Below are 16,436 nucleotides of genomic sequence, written 5' to 3' on the forward strand. Positions count from 1 at the left end.
TCAGTGATCGGGCTTATAGACCCACCACCTCCAACACGTCAACAGACTTCTTCAAAAAAAATGACAGTTTTCTGACAAAGGCCGAGAACCTGAGGCTTTGCGGGCTGCAGATTCTTTTTTCGGGGCTGATCGCCCCCTGTGGACAACCAATTCCGCCTTCACTTCTTCACAATCGACCGATCTAAGCGAACTCGACGTTCAGGGCGCCGCGCCGGACGGCCTTTCCCGGCGTGCGATTTGACTTCGGCGCACGGAACATGCACATCTTTCGCGCAACGTATCGACGTTAAGAATACGGCAAGAGTAATCGGGGACCTCCAGTTTGGCATGATCAGCAATAGGAACATGCTGCGGTCGCTCGGCGATCAACCGCCGATCCTTGCGGATGGACGGCGCGCGCCGGACCGGCGCGAGATCTCCATGCGCTGGCTGTCGGGCACGTTCCTGACCGGCATCACCTCGAGCCTGCTGATGGGAGTGGCGCTTTTCGCCGCGCTCGACGGCCGCCAGCAGCTGGCGATCCCGGCCGAAGCCTTCGCCGCGCTCGATCCTGCCGCGCCCGGCGCAGCGCCGATCAGTGCCGCCAAGCGGGGCAACCGGATCCTGTCGCCCAACATCGTCGCCAAGCCGGCGGACAAGACCGTCATGGAAGTCTCGACGATGATCCATGACGGCGAGAAGGAAGTGGTCCGCCGCCGGCCTTTCGTCCACGTCAAAATGGCGCTCGCCGCCAACCACCAGGCTTCCGAGGATTATCCCGCTTTCGATCCGCTGGCGATCTTCTCCACGGACGAGGCAGAGGCCGAGCCGCCGCCGGCAAAAACCGGCACCATCTACGGCTCCGACGTCGAATCCGAAGTGGCGCTGAAGACCGTCAATTTTCCGGTGAAGGGATCCGGTTTCAGCTTCGCCCCGTCGATGTCGCTCGACGAAGTGGAGGAGAATGTCCGGACCAACGGTTCCGTACTGACCGAGGGCAACACCCAGGTCGCTTCCCTGTTCTATGTCGATCCGCAGCGCTTCGCTTCCGACACCGACAACCTCGACTTGATCCAAGGCCTCTCGGCTCGGATCGTCGAGGAGAACATGACCGTCTCGACCCACGAGACCATCACCGAGCAGAGCACCGAATATGCCGACGACGTCATCCCGGTGCGCCGTGCCACGCCGATCGCCACAGTGCTCGTGAATGCGGGCTACGCCAAGGCCCAGGCCGAGGACGCAGCCGGTTATATCGAAGCGTCGCTTGGTGCCAAGGAACTTGGCCCCGGTGATGTGCTGCGCATCGGCATCATCCAGAAGGGCGAGGAAGCCAGGATCGTCCGGGCGACAATCTATTCGCGCAACCGGCACGTGCTGACGATGGCGGTCGACGATCGCGGTCGTTTCGTACCCGGAGCGGAGCCCCCCAAGCTCGATGCCGTCGCCACTGCCTTTGACGATACCGGAACGCCGGTCGTAACCAGCGGTCACGATCTGCCGCGCGTCTATGACGGCATCTATCGGGCCGCCCTCTCCTACGGCATGAACGCCGAGATGATCTCGCTGATCGTCAAGCTGCTGGCGAGCAATGTCGACTTCCAGGCGCAGCTCAAGCCGACGGATTCGCTGGAAGCCTTCTTCTCGGTCACCGATGAGAGCGGGCAGGCGACGGAGGAGTCCGAACTTCTCTACGTCGATGCCAAGTTCGGCGATGCCGAAACGCGGTTCTACCGCTTCCAGGACCCCGACGACAATTCGATCGATTATTTCAACGAGGACGGCAAGAGCATCCGCCAGTTCCTGTTGCGCAATCCGGTTCCGAACGGCCACTTCCGTTCCGGCTTCGGCATGCGCCGCCACCCGATCCTCGGTTTCTCGCGCATGCATACCGGCGTCGACTGGTCGGCGCCGCGCGGTACGCCGATCATCGCCGCCGGCAACGGCGTCGTCGAAAAGGCAGGCTGGGACTCCGGCGGCTACGGGAACCAGACGCTGGTCCGCCACGCCAATGGTTACGTGTCGTCCTACAACCACCAGAGCGCCATCGCCAAGAACGTCAAGCCGGGGACAAAAGTCGTGCAGGGCCAGGTGATCGGCTGGGTCGGGACCACCGGTCTGTCGACCGGCCCGCATCTCCACTACGAGCTGATCGTCAACGGCAACAAGGTCGACCCGTTGCGCATCCGCCTGCCGGGCGGCAAGTCGCTGTCCGGCGAGGTGCTCGCGAAGTTCGAGACGGAGCGCGAGCGTATCGACGAACTGCTCGGCAAGGACGACCCGAGCGAGGTTGCAAGCCAGTAGGTCTTTCCAGACACGAAAAGGCCGCCGTTTGACGGCGGCCTCTTCGCGTTTCTGGAGACGGGATTACGCGGCTTCCTTGGCGGTAGCCGTGCCACGCTTGAAGTTCAGCCGGTCGGAACCGGCAACGATCTTGATCGCCGATCCGTCCGGGAACTCGCCCTGCAGCATCTTCTCCGCCAGCGGGTCCTGCAGATATTTCTGGATCGCCCGCTTCAGCGGCCGCGCACCATAGGCCGGGTCGTAGCCCTTGTCGGCAAGGAAAGCCCGCGCCTCGTCCTCGAGTTCCAGGGTGATCTTCCTCTCGCCGAGCAGCTTGCGCAGCCGTCCGAGCTGGATATCGACGATCGCGCCCATTTCCGACCGACGCAGCCGGTGGAACAGGATTATCTCGTCGACGCGGTTCAGGAATTCCGGGCGGAAGGCGGCCCGCACCACCTCCATCACCTGGTCGCGGACCGCGTCGCTGTCCTCGTTCTCGCCGAGCCCGGTCAGGTATTCGGCGCCGAGATTCGACGTCATGATGATCATCGTGTTCTTGAAGTCGACGGTGCGTCCCTGACCATCGGTCAGACGGCCATCGTCTAGGACCTGCAGGAGCACGTTGAAGACATCCGGGTGTGCCTTCTCGATCTCGTCGAACAGCACGACCTGATAGGGCCGCCGCCGGACGGACTCGGTCAGGGCACCGCCCTCCTCGTAGCCGACATAGCCGGGAGGCGCGCCGATCAGCCGGGCGACCGAGTGCTTCTCCATGTATTCCGACATGTCGATCCGCATCAGTGCCGTCTCGTCGTCGAACAGGAAGCGCGCGAGCGCCTTGGTAAGCTCCGTCTTGCCGACGCCAGTGGGGCCGAGGAAGATGAACGAGCCGATCGGCCGATTCGGGTCCTGAAGGCCCGCGCGGGCGCGGCGGACGGCACGGGATACCGCCTGGACGGCATCGCCTTGGCCGACGACCCATTTCGCCAGCTCGTCTTCCATCCTGAGCAGCTTTTCGCGCTCGCCTTCGAGCATCTTGTCGACCGGAATGCCGGTCCAGCGCGAGACGATATGGGCGATGTTGTCGGGCGTGACGACCTCCTGCACCATGGCATTGTCGCTCGAGGCGTCACGGCTCTCTGCCTCGGCAAGCTCCTTCTCGAGATTCGGGATGACGCCATAGGCAAGCTCGCCGGCCCGCTGGAATTCACCCTTGCGCTGGACGATCTGCAGCTCGTTGCGCGCCTCGTCGAGCTGCTTCTTGAGGTCGGCCGCCCGGCCGAGCTTATGCTTCTCCGCCTGCCAGCGGGCCGTCAGCGTCGCCGCCTGCTCCTCAAGCGTCGCAAGGTCGAGCTCCAGCTTCTCAAGACGGTCCTTTGACGAGACGTCGGTCTCCTTCTTCAGAGCCTCGCGCTCGATCTTCAGCTGGATGACACGCCGGTCGAGCTCGTCGAGTTCCTCCGGCTTGGAATCGACCTGCATCCTGAGCCGTGACGCCGCCTCGTCCATGAGGTCGATTGCCTTGTCGGGCAGGAAACGGTCGGTGATGTAGCGGTTGGAAAGGGTCGCCGCGGCGACCAGGGCGGAATCGGAGATCCGCACTTTGTGGTGCTGCTCGTATTTTTCCTTGAGGCCGCGCAGGATCGAGATCGTGTCCTCGACCGTCGGCTCCTCGACCATTACCGGCTGGAACCGGCGGGCAAGCGCCGCATCCTTCTCGACATGCTTGCGGTATTCGTCGAGCGTCGTCGCACCGACGCAGTGCAACTCGCCGCGCGCCAGCGCAGGCTTCAGGAGGTTCGAAGCGTCCATCGCCCCGTCCGCCTTGCCGGCGCCGACCAGCGTATGCATTTCGTCGATGAAGAGGATGATCTCGCCCTCCTCGGCACGCACCTCGTTGAGCACCGCCTTGAGCCGCTCTTCGAACTCACCGCGGTACTTCGCACCGGCAATCAGCGCGCCCATGTCGAGGGCCATCAGCCGCTTGTCCTTGAGGCTCTCCGGCACGTCGCCATCGACGATCCTCAGCGCCAGGCCTTCGGCGATCGCCGTCTTGCCGACGCCCGGCTCACCGATCAGCACCGGATTGTTCTTGGTGCGGCGCGACAGCACCTGGATCGTGCGGCGGATTTCGTCGTCGCGGCCGATCACCGGGTCGAGCTTGCCGTCCCGCGCTTCCTCGGTGAGGTCGCGCGCGTATTTCTTCAGCGAATCGAAGCCCTGCTCGGCATTGGCGCTATCGGCTGTCCGGCCCTTGCGGATCTCATTGATGATCTGGTTGAGCTTCGTCGGGGTGACGCCCGCTTTGGTCAGGATCGATGCCGTCGCGGCCGAGCCTTCGATCGCAAGCGCCAGAAGCAGGCGCTCGACGGTCACGAAGCTGTCGCCGGCTTTCTTGGCCGCCTCTTCCGCAGCAGTGAAAACCTTGGCGAGCGGCTGCGACAGATAGACGGATCCACTGCCGCCCGTCACTTTCGGAAGCTTGGCCAGGGCCGCGGCCGTGCCGGCACGCGCCTCGCGGGCATCGCCGCCGGCGCGTTCGATGAGCGAAGCCGCCATGCCTTGATCGTCGTCGAGCAATACCTTGAGGACGTGTTCCGGCGTGAATTGCTGGTGTCCTTCGGCCAAGGCATAGGTCTGCGCGGATTGCAGGAAGCCCCGGACGCGCTCGGAATATTTCTCGATATTCATGCTCACCTCCATAGCCCGGCTAGCCCATCGTCGTGGCACTGGCCGGCGTTTCAGGATTAGGCTCCCGCATTCGGCAAGCCTGTCATCTCGTCTCGTCCTCGCATCGCGCGGAATCGAGCCTTCGAAGCGAATATGGGGCGATATTTTTGGAAATTAAAGGGTAGCCGAAGGCGGCCTTCGGCGAAAACTCTCGGATACAAGGGGACGCCGGTTGGGGCGACCGAGCCAGGGGCAGGCATTTGACCGATGCACGAAGCCCGGCCGTTGGGCCGGGCTTGCAGATTGAAAGACCTCGAGGATCTACGTAGCGCCTATTCCGATGCCGCCAGAGCCGCAGCGTCGCCGGCAGGCTGGCCTTCAGCCGCAGGCTCGTCCGCGCCATTGCGGCGCGGCTGGCGACGCGGCCGGGATGCAGAGCGGCGGCGCGTTGCCGAGCGACCGGAAGCCGCCGACGTTTCCTCGTCCATCGCGACTTCGGCGGGCACGCCTTCGATCACCGGCTGCGGGCCGGAGCCGTCGATAACCGGTTGCGGCTCGCTCGGTGCCGCCGCCGCAACAGGCGCAGCGGCGACCGGAGTCGGCTCGCCATAGCCCTGATCCAGATCGTCCTGGTCGCGGTCGCTATCGCGGTCCTGGTAGTCCTGGCGTTCTTCGCGCTGGAAGCGGTCCTGCATCTGCGCCTGTGCCGCCGCAATGATGCGGTTATAGTGCTCGGCATGCTGCAGATAGTTTTCTGCCATCACACGATCGCCGGAACTCTGGGCGTCGCGCGCAAGCGCTGAATATTTCTCGGCGATATGCTGGGCGGTACCGCGAATTTTCACGTCCGGGCCGGAGCTGTCGTAGGTCCGCGTCAAGGGATTGGATCCCTTGCGGTTGTTGTTATTGTTGTTGTTGCTTCCGTTGTTGTTATTCCGCCCACGGCCGCGCTTGTTCTGCTGTCCTGGCCTCATAGTCCATTCACCTGAATTTTCTTGCTAATGATGATCATATGTTCCGATCCCGGCCGGATTGTCCGCGCCCGAGAAAACACGCGCCACGGCAGACCGCCTGTTTGCGATCCCGGCGCCGGCTGACGTCAAATTAACAGATACCCGCACAAGGCACTGTCGAACCCTAGCAACTCTTTCTTGAGAGCAACCCCCGCGGCCAGGTCATACTGGAACGAATCTTTGGTCCATGACCTTCTGCCCAGTGCGTGGGCGCAAACTAGCCGGCTTCCTTGGGGATTCCAAGCCCTTTCTTTGCTCTTCGAGAAAAGAGAAGCGCGAGTGCAGCATTTTTTCAACGGTCGTTGCTGCGTTCAACGTCCTGCCCGAATATCAGGACTCGGTCGTTGCCGCCGAAGTCCTTCGAACTCTCAAGCAAGCAAAAGCCCTGCGTCTCGAAGAGCGCCGCTACAGCCTGCTTTTGGTCGAAACCGATTTCCAAGCCTATTACGCCGTCCGGTTCAAGGTGTCGTCCGGCGTGAAGAGCGATGGCACGGTAGGCATCAAGCCCGTCATTGCCGCCATCCAAGGCGGCTGCCGGATCGTAGTATCTCACTTCCGGCTCAAGCTCAGCTACGACATTGGAACGGATATACGGCGGATTTGAGACGATGATGTCGAACCGCCCTTCCACTGCCTCGAACCAGTCGCTTCGAAGGCTCTGGAACCGTTCGGCGAGCCCGTTCCTCTTCGCGTTTTCGCGTGCCGTCGCCAAGGCGTCTTCCGATATATCGGTACCGAGGCCCCGCGCGTCAAGTACCGCGGCGAGAAGAGCGAGGCAAATCGCCCCGGTGCCTGTTCCGAGATCGATGAGCCGGCAGCTTCCTTTGCTCGCGGCAATCCGACGCACGTGGGGTATCAGGCAATCGACGAGCGTTTCGGTATCCGGCCGCGGTTCCAGCGTTTCTTTCGAAAGCGTGAAGGTCAGTCCATGGAACTCGCGCTCGCCGAGGATGCGATAGACCGGCTCGCGCGCCACGCGGCGCTCGACGGCAGCACGGATACGCGCTGCATCTGCCGGGCTGACCGTCTCCCCTCCCCGCGCCATCAGGCCGGCGAGCGACAGGCCGAGGAGACCGGAGATCAGGTGGCGGGCATCGACCGCAGCTCCGTCGAGGCCGGCTGCCTTCAACCGATCGCGGCTCTCGGCAAGCAGCCTGTCCAGTGTCTCGGACATCGCCCGCTCAATTCTGCCGTTCGCCGAGAAGGGCGAGTTGGCTTGCCTGGTGGTCCGCGAGCAGGGCGTCGACGACCTCGTCGATTTCGCCCTCCATCATCCGGTCGAGCTTGTAGAGCGTCAGGTTGATGCGGTGGTCGGTCAGGCGGCCCTGCGGGAAATTATAGGTGCGGATGCGCTCCGAACGGTCGCCGGATCCCACCTGGCTCTTGCGGTCGGCGGACCGTTCGCTATCGGCGCGTTGACGCTCCATGTCAAAGAGCCGCGAGCGCAGCACCTGCATGGCCTTGGCGCGGTTCTGGTGCTGCGACTTTTCCGAGCTGGTGACGACGATGCCGGTCGGAAGATGGGTGATGCGGACCGCCGAATCGGTGGTGTTGACGTGCTGACCGCCCGCTCCCGAAGAGCGCATCGTATCAATGCGGATATCCTCGGGGCGGACCTCGATGTCGATCTCCTCCGCCTCCGGCAGGACGGCAACAGTCGCCGCCGACGTGTGAATGCGGCCGCTCGCTTCCGTCTCCGGCACGCGCTGCACCCGGTGGACGCCGGACTCGAACTTCAGTCGGGAGAACACGCCGCGCCCGGAAACCGTCGCAATGATTTCCTTGTAACCTCCGGCCTCCCCCTCGCTCGCCGAGAGCACTTCGACCCGCCAGCCCTTGCTCGCGGCATAGCGCTCGTACATGCGGAAAAGGTCGCCGGCAAAGAGCGCCGCTTCCGAGCCGCCGGTGCCGGCACGGATTTCGAGGATTGCGCTCTTTTCGTCGGCCGCGTCCTTCGGCAAGAGCAGGATTTGGATCTCCTGCTCAAGCGCCTCGATCCGCTCCTCCACCTCGGGTTTTTCCATGTCCGCGAGGTCGCGCATCTCCTTGTCCGTACCGCGGTCGGCGAGCATGATCTCGATATCGGCAAGCTCGGCCCCCGCCTTCTCATAGGCGCGAATCTTCGTCACGACCGGCTGAAGCTCGGAATATTCGGATGCGAGCTTCACATAGACATCGGCGGCGGGGCCTTCGGACATCCGCGCCTCGATCTCTGCGAATCGCCGTTCGAGCTCGCGCATCTTTTCAACAGGAAGCTTTGCCAACTCTCACCCCAAACACGTGTCGTTCCAAATGCGTCCGCCTCGTCCGAGCCTGGTCCGGACGAGGACAACGACGCTCTCAGTCAATCTATACCGGTATGCCGTTGGCCGCCGCGAAATCGACCAGAAGCTGGCGGACTGGCGCCTCGGATTTTACGTCGTCCAGGGCCGCGTTCAGGACTTCGGCCAGCTTGTCTGCATCGAGCGCGAGCAGCATGGCCTTGACCGGACCGACGGCGGTCGGCGACATGGAGACCGACCGGAAGCCTATCCCGAGCAGCGCCATGGCCGAAAGCGGTTTGCTCGCCATCTCCCCGCAGAGCGTCACCGGCGTGCCGTTGCGTTCGCCGGCGCGCACGATGTCACGCAGCATTCTCAAGAACGGACGGCCGAGAATGTCGAAACGATCGGAAACGCGCGCATTGCCACGATCGACCGCCATGGCGAACTGGAAGAGATCATTCGAGCCGACCGAAACGAAATCTACCTCGGCCATCAGCTCGTCGAGCTGCCAGAGCAGAGCCGGGACCTCCAGCATCGCCCCGAACTGCAGTTTGCGCGGCAATTGCTCGCCGAGCTTCGACTGCCGCTCGATCTCCTTCTGCAAAAGCTCGCGCGCGACCTTGAGCTCCGCCACCTCCGTCACCATCGGCAGCATCAGCTTGAACTCGGCGCCGGCGGCTGCGCGCAGCATCGCCCGGAACTGGGTACGCAGCAGACCCGGCCGGTCGAGCGAAAGCCGGATGGCGCGCCAGCCGAGCGCCGGATTTTCCTCCTCTGCCGCGCGGAAATAGGGAACGACCTTGTCGCCGCCGATGTCGAGCGTGCGGAAGGTCACCGGCTTGCCGCCCGTCTGTTTCAGAACATTGCGGTAGAAGGCTTCCTGTTCCTCCGCCTTCGGCATGGTCGAGGCGATCATGAACTGCAGCTCGGTGCGGAAGAGACCGATTCCTTCGGCGCCTGCTTCGTTGAGATGCGGCAGATCGACCAAAAGCCCGGCATTCATCTGCAGGGTGATGCGCTTGCCGTCCTTCGTCAGCGGCTCGACGTCCTTCAGCGCCCTGAACTGCGCCTGGCGGCGGGCGCGGAAGCGCACCTTTTCCTCATAGGACCGCTGCAGGTCGGCGACCGGCCGCAAATGCACCTTCGCGTCGTCGCCATCGACGATGATCGCGTCGCGGTTTTCGGCAAGCGCCACGGCGCCCGCCGCCTGGCCGACGACCGGAATGCCCATGGCGCGTGCGACGATCACCACATGGCTGGTGACGGCGCCCTCCTCCAGCACGAGGCCGCGGACGTTCTCGCGCGGATAGTCGAGCAATTCGGCGGCACCCATGGCGCGCGCCACGATGATCGCGTCGTTCGGGAAGTCGGCCGCCGACAACTTGGCGCCGTACCCGGAGAGCTGGCGCAGCAGCCGATTGGCGAGGTCGTCGAAATCGTGCATCCGCTCGCGGAGATAAGGGTCCGTCAGGCGGATCATTCGCGCCTTCGTCTCGCTTTGCACCCGCTCGACCGCCGCCTCCGCCGTCAGGCCGTTGCGGATCGCTTCCTCGAGCTTTCTCACCCAGCCGCGGTCATGGGCGAACATGCGGTAGGTTTCGAGCACGGCGCGGTGCTCGCCCTCCATCGACACGTCGCGCCTCGACAGCATGTCGTCGATCGAGATGCGCAGCGACCCGAGCGCCTCGGCGAGGCGCTGCAGTTCGTGCTCCGTATCTTCGTTGAGCAGGTTGGTAACGACGATCCTCGGCTCGTGCAGCACCACATAGCCGAGGCCGATGCCTTCGCCATAGCTGTTGCCGTCGATTGAGACGGGGCGCGATAGATCGAGTTCCAATCCGGGCTTGGTGATCTTCTTGAGCTCGCCGGTCGCGACCATCTCGGCAAGCACCATGGCTGTCGTCTCGAGCGCCTCGACCTCGTCCTCGCGATAGTTGCGCATCGCCTTGTTCTGCACGACGAGAACGCCGAGTGCGCGGCCGGTGCGCAGGATCGGCACGCCGAGGAACGAGTGGTAAATCTCTTCGCCGGTCTCCGGAAGATAGGTGAAGGCGGGATGCGCCTGCGCGTCAGAGAGATTGAGAGGGCGCGCCGAGGCGGCGATCGTGCCGACGAGGCCCTGCCCCATCTTCAGTTGTGCCAGGTGCACCGCGGTCTTGTTCAGACCTTCGGTCGCGTAGAGCTCAAGCACGCCGTCGGAGCGCAGCACGTAGACCGAGCACACTTCCGCGACCATGTTCTGCGCGATCTGGCGCACGATCCGGTCAAGGCGCTCCTGCGGCTCGAGCGGTTCCGCCATGAGCTCGCGCAACCGCTTGAGGAGAACGCGCGGACCCGCGGAAAGGTCTCTCATCGCGTAGGGTCTCCCGAATAAGAATATACGACGGCACGTGACGGGAGGCGCGACCTTTCCCGGCTGCGAATCCCCAAACGAACGCCTGCTGTCTAACTCTTATCCAGACCGTAGGCGGAATGCAAAGTGCGAACCGCCAATTCCGCATATGGTCCGTCGATCAGGATGGAAATCTTGATCTCGGAGGTGGTGATCGCCTTGATGTTGATGCCCTTGTCGGCAAGCGCGCGGAAGGCGGAGGCGGCAACGCCTGCATGGCTGCGCATGCCGATGCCGATGACCGAGACCTTGACGAGGCCGGATTCCGACTGGACGACGTCGTAGCCGATCTTCTCCTTGTTGTCGGAGAGCACCTTCAGCGCCTTGTTGACGTCTCCGGACGGCACGGTGAAGGTCATGTCCGTCTTGGAGCCGTCCTCGGAAATGTTCTGGACGATCATATCGACGTTGATATGCGCTTCGGCGAGCGGCCCGAAGATCGCGGCGGAAACGCCGGGCCGGTCGGCCAGGCGGCGCAGCGAGATCTGAGCTTCATCCTTGGCGTAGGCGATGCCGGTTACGACTTCCTGTTCCACGATCTCATCCTCATCACAAATCAGCGTTCCGGGCGGGTTCAGAAGGTCACCCATGCCCGGCGCATCGGGATCCTCGAAAGAAGAGCGCACGAAGGTACGCACCTTGTGGACCATGGCGAGCTCGACCGAGCGCACCTGCAGGACCTTGGCGCCGAGGGAGGCCATTTCCAGCATTTCCTCGAACGCGACCTTTTTCAATCGCCGCGCCTTCGGCTCGATGCGCGGGTCGGTCGTATAGACACCATCGACGTCGGTGTAGATATCACAGCGATCGGCCTTGACGGCAGCGGCAATCGCGACGGCGGAGGTATCCGAACCGCCGCGGCCGAGCGTTGCGAGGCGATTGTCCGGACCGAGGCCCTGGAAACCAGCGACGACGGCCACCTGACCCTCGCCCATGCGGCGGATGATGTCGGCGCCGTTGATGTCGAGGATGCGCGCCGCCCCGTGGGTGTTGTCGGTCTTGACCGGGAGCTGCCACCCCTGCCAGGAGCGGGCGTTGATACCCATCGACTGCAGGGCAATGGCCAGCAAGCCGGACGTCACCTGCTCGCCGGAGGCCACAACCGCATCATATTCGCGGGCGTCGTAGAACGGCGCGTTCGAGCCCGCCACCTTCGGCATGTTCTCGACCCAGCCGACCAGTTCGTTGGTCTTGCCGGACATCGCGGAAACGACGACTGCAACCTCGTGGCCGGCCTCGACTTCGCGTTTCACATGGCGGGCGACATTGTGGATGCGGTTCAAATCTGCGACGGAAGTCCCGCCGAATTTCATCACGATGCGTGCCATTTCGCCTCTACCGTACCAACATGTTTCGCGCCTGCGCCCGACAGCACTCCCGCCGGCGCCTGACGATCAAAAAGCAGAGACTTCTCGGACATCGGCCAGCCACCGCTTCGGGGAGCGGAAAGTCGCGGCGTCTCTTAGCGGATCAGCGGGCGGCGTGCAATGGGAGGGCGGAGGAAGTCTTGCGCGTCAGGAGGGCACGGCTTCCAGGATGGAAACTGGTGATGCGGTCGGCGCGGCTTCGCGAGCCGAAACACTTAAATAGCGAGCCCCGGAGCCTCGGCGACGACGCAGACGATGTCGCAACCCTTCGCCTCATGGGTCATCCATGCTTGGACCGTCCAGCCATTGCGGCTCACGCCCGCCTCGAGACAGCCAACAAGATCGCGCGCCCCACGCGTCGGTTCGTCGTGAAACAGAAAGAGCCGTCCCTGCGGCGCCAAATGCCGACGCAGCACGGAAAGCTCGCGTTCCGGGTTGCCGCGGGCGAAAATACCGACACGCAGAGCAAAAACCTTGTCGAAAACAGCGTTGCCGAAATCGGCCCGCGCGAGTTCCGCAACTTGAAATTCGGCGCGCCCGGCGGCCACAAAGGCGGCATTCCGCCGTCGCGCTGCTTCGATCATCGCCGCCGAGCGATCGATCGCTAACATCCGGCCGTCGATGAGCCGGTCGCAAACCATCGTGGCCGCTACGCCGTGACCGCAACCGATCTCGAGAATGCGCTCGGATGGCTTGGGTGCAAGCATCTCCACCGCCCAGCCGATCCGGTCATCCGCCATTGCTTCGCCCCCCGTTGCACTACCGATTTCGCAGTTGAGACTAGCACCAAACGAGTCCTGCTAAGTGATTTCAATACGAAACCACTTGCGAAAGTGATTCAGTTTTGCCATTCTCAGTTCATCAGCGAGCCGCCACGCTCAACGGGAGGATGGACAATGCGCAAGGTCATCATGTGGGACATGGTCAGCGTCGATGGATTCTTCGAGGCACCGGGACACGACATCGACTGGTTCGTCTTCGAAGACGAGCTTGCCGCCTATATCGGCGAGACCCAGTTGGAGGCCGGCACGCTGCTCTTCGGCCGAGTGACCTATGAGATGATGGCGGCCTATTGGCCCTCGGCCGAGGGCGACATCGCCACCTTCATGAACGGCATCGAGAAATTCGTTTTCTCGAAGACGCTTGGGAGCGCCGACTGGAACAACACGACGCTCGTCGCCGGCGATGCCATTGCCGAGGTCGAGCGCCTGAAGCGGCGCGATGGCGGCGCGATCTTCATCTTCGGCAGCGCCGATTTTGCCGCGACGCTCACGGCCGAGGGATTGGTCGACGAATACCGTCTCGGCATCAATCCGGTGCTGCTCGGCAAAGGTACGCCGCTCTTTCAGAACGTCCCCGAGCGCACCGAGCTGGAGCTTACCCATGTCCGCCCGCTGAAGTCCGGCGTCGTCATCCTGCACTACCAGCCTGCGAAGGCCTGAACGGTTCTCACCGCCGCCCCTTGACATCTCCTGTCGATCGTCCGACTTCACGATCGACAGGGTGATAGTCGGGCAGGTCAGGCAGCCCCGCGCCCGAACCGGACGAGGAGGCTCCGATGAGCGAGACGGCACGCACGACCATCGATCAGAGCGAGGTGGATCGCTTCTCGGCAATGGCGGCCGAATGGTGGGACCCGACCGGCAAGTTCCGCCCGCTGCATAAGTTCAATCCGGTCCGCCTCGCCTATGTCCGCGACAGGGTGTGCGAACAGTTCGGCCGCGATCCGAAGAGCCCGCAGCCACTGAACGGCCTGCGCCTTCTCGATATCGGCTGCGGCGGCGGGCTGCTTTCCGAGCCGATGGCGCGTATGGGAGCGGACGTGCTGGGTGCAGATGCCTCGGAAAAGAATATCGGCATCGCCAAGACGCATGCGGCTGGCAGCGGCGTCAAAGTCGACTACCGCGCCGTGACCGCCGAAGCGCTCGCCGAAGCCGGCGAGAGCTTCGATATCGTCCTCAACATGGAAGTGGTCGAGCATGTCGCCGATGTCGATTTCTTCATGACCACCTGTGCCCATATGGTGCGGCCCGGCGGCCTGATGTTCGTCGCCACCATCAACCGCACGCTGAAGGCTGCGGCACTTGCCATTTTCGCTGCCGAGAACGTTCTGCGTTGGCTGCCGCGCGGCACCCACCAATACGAAAAGCTGGTCCGCCCGGAAGAGCTGGAAAAGCCGCTCGAAGCGAGCGGCATGCAGGTCACCGACCGCACCGGCGTGTTCTTCAACCCGCTCGCCAATCAGTGGAACCTGTCGAAGGACATGGACGTCAACTACATGATGGTCGCCAGACGGCCGCTGTGAGAGCAGGATAGACCGGGGCCCGCTTCGGACATCGAGCGCGCACGAGTAAAATGTCAGCTTTCCCACCGAACGGAGGCGGAGCGAATGGACATTCGGTCTACACTGAGAGAGCTCTGCGAGGCCTTCAACGCGCATGATCTTGATCGCATCATGACGTTTTTTGCTGACGATTGTGTCTTGGAAATGCCGAGGGGAAGCAAGCCTTGGGGTTCTCGTTTCGAGGGCAAACGGGACGTACGAGCAGCGCTGGCGACACGCTTTGAAGGCTTGCCGGATGTCCACTATGGCAACGCCGACCATTTCGTGGATTCGACTGCCGATACCGGCATCTCAAAATGGACCCTTACGGGCACCACCCGCGAGGGGGCGAGATTGGAAGTCCGAGGCTGTGACTTCTACACGTTTCGCGACGGCAATGTGATCCGCAAGGACTCCTACTGGAAAATAGTGGAGTAGGGCTTCGAAGTGACTCGCCGTGTCTTTCGCGACATCGCAGCGCTCAGTTCGTGTCGTCCGGAAGCACCGGCAACGGCGCGATCTCGATGCCTTCCTCGAGAAGCGCGGTTGCCTCTTCCGCCGTTGCCTTGCCGATCAAGCCGCGTTGATCGGCCTCGCCGTAGTGGATCTTGCGGGCCTCTTCGGGAAAGCGTTCGCCGACGTCTTCGGCGTTGGCGCGGATCGTTTTCACCATGTCCCTGAGCTTGGCGATCGTCTCCTTCTGCGCTTGGTCCATGACCAGCGCCTGCCGGGCTTCCTTCTTGCGCGCCGTGGAAACGGTGGGCGCCATCAACTGCTTGCTGACGGAGCCGGAACCACAGGCGGGACAGGTGACGAGATGACTTTTGGCCTGTCGGTCGAAGTCGTCGCTCGACGAAAACCAGCCTTCGAAACCATGGCCATTGTCGCAGGAGAGATTGTAGCGGATCAAGCTGCAACGCCTCCTTTGCCGGTCGGGACCACTTCGTCGAGGACGAAATCGCGGGCGTTCTTCAAATTGGGGATCCGCGCCCGCGCACCATTCACCGCCGCCACGTCGATCTCCGCGACGAGGACCGCTTCGCCGGCAGGTCCGGCCTGGGCGAGCACCCTGCCCCAGGGATCGATGATCATCGAATGTCCGAAGGTCTCCCGCCCGTCCTCGTGCTGCCCCGCCTGGGCAGCGGCGACGACGAAGAGGCCGTTCTCGATGGCTCGCGCCCTGAGCAGGACTTCCCAGTGTGCCTCGCCGGTCTGGCGCGTGAAGGCCGCCGGCACCGACATGATTTCCGCGCCGGCGACCGCCTGCTGGCGGAAGAGCTCCGGAAAGCGGACATCATAGCAGATCGCAAAACCCAACTTAGCGAAGGGAAGATCGACCATGCGCGCGGTGGCGCCGGGGCGATAGACGGCACTCTCGCGCCAGCTCTCGCCATTGTCGAGATCCACGTCGAACATGTGGATCTTGTCGTAGTCGCAGATCTTCTCCCCATCCGGCCCGAACAGGAAACCGCGATTGGCAACCTTACCATCTGTAAGACCGATCGGCGTCGAACCGACATGAAGATAGACGCCAAGCTCGCCGGCAAGATGCGCCGCCTCCTGGACGACGGGGTCGTCGGCTTCGTCTCTCAGCACCGAACGCAGCCCCGACCGGTCGCGCTGGATGGCACCGGTCATTTCGGGCGTCTGGATGTAGCTGGCGCCTTGGAACGCGGCTTCGCGCACCAGCTTCGCCATCGTTTCGACGTTCCTCGCGGGATCGACGCCGGAACACATCTGGACGGCTGCAGCCTTGAACGTCATTGCCATATTCTCCCCAGCGGAAAGGAACCAGTCGACGCGACCCAGATCATTCCTTCCGCCTTTCGTGCGATACTGCGCGCTTCACCTCAACTCAAGCGGCGAGCATCTCGTCGAGCTTGCCGGCACGATCGAGCGCATGCAGGTCATCACATCCGCCAACGGGCACGTCGTTGATGAAGATCTGCGGAAAGGTCCTGCCGCCATTAGATCTTTCAATCATCGTCTGGCGAAGCGACGGGTCATAGGTCGCGTCGTGCTCGACGAAATCGATGCCCTTGCTCTCCAGAAGCTTCTTCGCTCTCGTGCAATAACCACAGAACTGACGCGTATAAATAACGACCGAAGCCATGATTCCGAACTGCTCCTTCACCGGCATCGTCG

At 63.0% G+C, this 16,436-nt stretch carries 15 protein-coding genes; 5 read left to right on the forward strand and 10 right to left on the reverse strand.

Annotated elements, in window-relative coordinates; all coding sequences use genetic code 11:
- Together CO676_RS35810 and CO676_RS30485 are read left to right on the forward strand one after the other, a co-directional pair.
- On the forward strand, window positions 1-185 hold a 185-nt coding region (locus CO676_RS35810; protein WP_210202656.1), incomplete at its 5' end, for a hypothetical protein.
- 142 nt (window positions 186-327) lie between these two features.
- Complete coding sequence (locus CO676_RS30485) at window positions 328-2,283, forward strand: M23 family metallopeptidase (protein ID WP_097523837.1); 1,956 nt, start codon at window positions 328-330, stop codon at window positions 2,281-2,283.
- A gap of 63 nt (window positions 2,284-2,346) precedes the next feature.
- On the opposite strand, the gene clpB is transcribed toward CO676_RS30485, so the two are convergent.
- From clpB to CO676_RS30525, 7 genes are all read right to left on the reverse strand, one after another.
- Window positions 2,347-4,953: an ATP-dependent chaperone ClpB gene (clpB, locus tag CO676_RS30490; protein ID WP_097523838.1), complete on the reverse strand. Its 2,607-nt coding sequence runs from the start codon at window positions 4,951-4,953 to the stop codon at window positions 2,347-2,349.
- Window positions 4,954-5,264: 311 nt separating this feature from the next.
- Window positions 5,265-5,906: a DUF4167 domain-containing protein gene (locus tag CO676_RS30495; protein ID WP_097523839.1), complete on the reverse strand. Its 642-nt coding sequence runs from the start codon at window positions 5,904-5,906 to the stop codon at window positions 5,265-5,267.
- A 331-nt stretch (window positions 5,907-6,237) separates the two neighbouring features.
- Window positions 6,238-7,119 (reverse strand): peptide chain release factor N(5)-glutamine methyltransferase, encoded by an 882-nt coding sequence (gene prmC / locus CO676_RS30505; protein ID WP_097523840.1) that lies wholly within the window; start codon window positions 7,117-7,119, stop codon window positions 6,238-6,240.
- A gap of 7 nt (window positions 7,120-7,126) precedes the next feature.
- Window positions 7,127-8,209 carry a peptide chain release factor 1 gene (gene prfA, locus CO676_RS30510; RefSeq protein WP_097523841.1) on the reverse strand — a complete coding sequence of 361 codons (1,083 nt, stop codon included), beginning with the start codon at window positions 8,207-8,209 and terminating at the stop codon, window positions 7,127-7,129.
- A gap of 85 nt (window positions 8,210-8,294) precedes the next feature.
- On the reverse strand, window positions 8,295-10,562 hold the full coding sequence (ptsP, locus tag CO676_RS30515; protein ID WP_014765666.1) for a phosphoenolpyruvate--protein phosphotransferase: 2,268 nt from the start codon (window positions 10,560-10,562) through the stop codon (window positions 8,295-8,297).
- A 92-nt stretch (window positions 10,563-10,654) separates the two neighbouring features.
- Window positions 10,655-11,929, reverse strand: coding sequence for an aspartate kinase (locus tag CO676_RS30520; protein ID WP_014765667.1), 1,275 nt, complete (start codon window positions 11,927-11,929; stop codon window positions 10,655-10,657).
- Window positions 11,930-12,183: 254 nt separating this feature from the next.
- Entirely contained in the window at window positions 12,184-12,708 is a 525-nt protein-coding gene (locus CO676_RS30525) for a class I SAM-dependent methyltransferase (RefSeq protein WP_097523842.1), read from the reverse strand.
- Window positions 12,709-12,864: 156 nt separating this feature from the next.
- On the opposite strand from CO676_RS30525, the gene CO676_RS30530 reads away from it, so the two are divergent.
- The 3 genes from CO676_RS30530 to CO676_RS30540 all read left to right on the forward strand — a co-directional run bounded on the left by CO676_RS30530 (window position 12,865) and on the right by CO676_RS30540 (window position 14,729).
- Window positions 12,865-13,410 carry a dihydrofolate reductase family protein gene (locus tag CO676_RS30530; protein WP_097523843.1) on the forward strand — a complete coding sequence of 182 codons (546 nt, stop codon included), beginning with the start codon at window positions 12,865-12,867 and terminating at the stop codon, window positions 13,408-13,410.
- A gap of 116 nt (window positions 13,411-13,526) precedes the next feature.
- On the forward strand, window positions 13,527-14,273 hold the full coding sequence (gene ubiG, locus CO676_RS30535) for a bifunctional 2-polyprenyl-6-hydroxyphenol methylase/3-demethylubiquinol 3-O-methyltransferase UbiG (RefSeq protein WP_014765670.1): 747 nt from the start codon (window positions 13,527-13,529) through the stop codon (window positions 14,271-14,273).
- An 84-nt stretch (window positions 14,274-14,357) separates the two neighbouring features.
- The gene (locus tag CO676_RS30540) at window positions 14,358-14,729 is read left to right on the forward strand and encodes a nuclear transport factor 2 family protein (protein WP_097523844.1); all 372 of its coding nucleotides are present in this window, start codon (window positions 14,358-14,360) and stop codon (window positions 14,727-14,729) included.
- 43 nt (window positions 14,730-14,772) lie between these two features.
- Here CO676_RS30540 and CO676_RS30545 read toward each other — a convergent pair whose 3' ends face one another.
- The 3 genes from CO676_RS30545 to grxC all read right to left on the reverse strand — a co-directional run bounded on the left by CO676_RS30545 (window position 14,773) and on the right by grxC (window position 16,404).
- A complete protein-coding gene (locus CO676_RS30545) occupies window positions 14,773-15,201 on the reverse strand; it encodes a DUF1178 family protein (RefSeq protein WP_014765672.1) in 429 nt (142 codons plus the stop codon).
- Window positions 15,198-16,055 (reverse strand): carbon-nitrogen hydrolase family protein, encoded by an 858-nt coding sequence (locus CO676_RS30550; protein WP_014765673.1) that lies wholly within the window; start codon window positions 16,053-16,055, stop codon window positions 15,198-15,200. Before CO676_RS30550 ends, CO676_RS30545 begins: the two co-directional genes overlap by 4 nt.
- A 91-nt stretch (window positions 16,056-16,146) precedes the next feature.
- Complete coding sequence (gene grxC / locus CO676_RS30555; RefSeq protein ID WP_014765674.1) at window positions 16,147-16,404, reverse strand: glutaredoxin 3; 258 nt, start codon at window positions 16,402-16,404, stop codon at window positions 16,147-16,149.
- Window positions 16,405-16,436: the final 32 nt, after the last annotated feature.

The organism is Sinorhizobium sp. BJ1 (genome assembly GCF_002531555.1).
Lineage (GTDB): Bacteria > Pseudomonadota > Alphaproteobacteria > Rhizobiales > Rhizobiaceae > Sinorhizobium > Sinorhizobium fredii_B.

What these genes read in the sequence shown, in the direction of transcription:
- CO676_RS30540 (WP_097523844.1), top strand. Translation starts at nt 14,358, where the DNA reads ATGGACATTCGGTCTACACTGAGAGAGCTCTGCGAGGCCTTCAACGCG.
- CO676_RS30495 (WP_097523839.1), bottom strand. Translation starts at nt 5,906, where the DNA reads ATGAGGCCAGGACAGCAGAACAAGCGCGGCCGTGGGCGGAATAACAAC.
- grxC (WP_014765674.1), bottom strand. Translation starts at nt 16,404, where the DNA reads ATGGCTTCGGTCGTTATTTATACGCGTCAGTTCTGTGGTTATTGCACG.
- CO676_RS30485 (WP_097523837.1), top strand. Translation starts at nt 328, where the DNA reads ATGATCAGCAATAGGAACATGCTGCGGTCGCTCGGCGATCAACCGCCG.
- prmC (WP_097523840.1), bottom strand. Translation starts at nt 7,119, where the DNA reads ATGTCCGAGACACTGGACAGGCTGCTTGCCGAGAGCCGCGATCGGTTG.
- ubiG (WP_014765670.1), top strand. Translation starts at nt 13,527, where the DNA reads ATGAGCGAGACGGCACGCACGACCATCGATCAGAGCGAGGTGGATCGC.
- CO676_RS30550 (WP_014765673.1), bottom strand. Translation starts at nt 16,055, where the DNA reads ATGACGTTCAAGGCTGCAGCCGTCCAGATGTGTTCCGGCGTCGATCCC.
- CO676_RS30530 (WP_097523843.1), top strand. Translation starts at nt 12,865, where the DNA reads ATGCGCAAGGTCATCATGTGGGACATGGTCAGCGTCGATGGATTCTTC.
- CO676_RS30525 (WP_097523842.1), bottom strand. Translation starts at nt 12,708, where the DNA reads ATGGCGGATGACCGGATCGGCTGGGCGGTGGAGATGCTTGCACCCAAG.
- clpB (WP_097523838.1), bottom strand. Translation starts at nt 4,953, where the DNA reads ATGAATATCGAGAAATATTCCGAGCGCGTCCGGGGCTTCCTGCAATCC.
- CO676_RS30520 (WP_014765667.1), bottom strand. Translation starts at nt 11,929, where the DNA reads ATGGCACGCATCGTGATGAAATTCGGCGGGACTTCCGTCGCAGATTTG.
- ptsP (WP_014765666.1), bottom strand. Translation starts at nt 10,562, where the DNA reads ATGAGAGACCTTTCCGCGGGTCCGCGCGTTCTCCTCAAGCGGTTGCGC.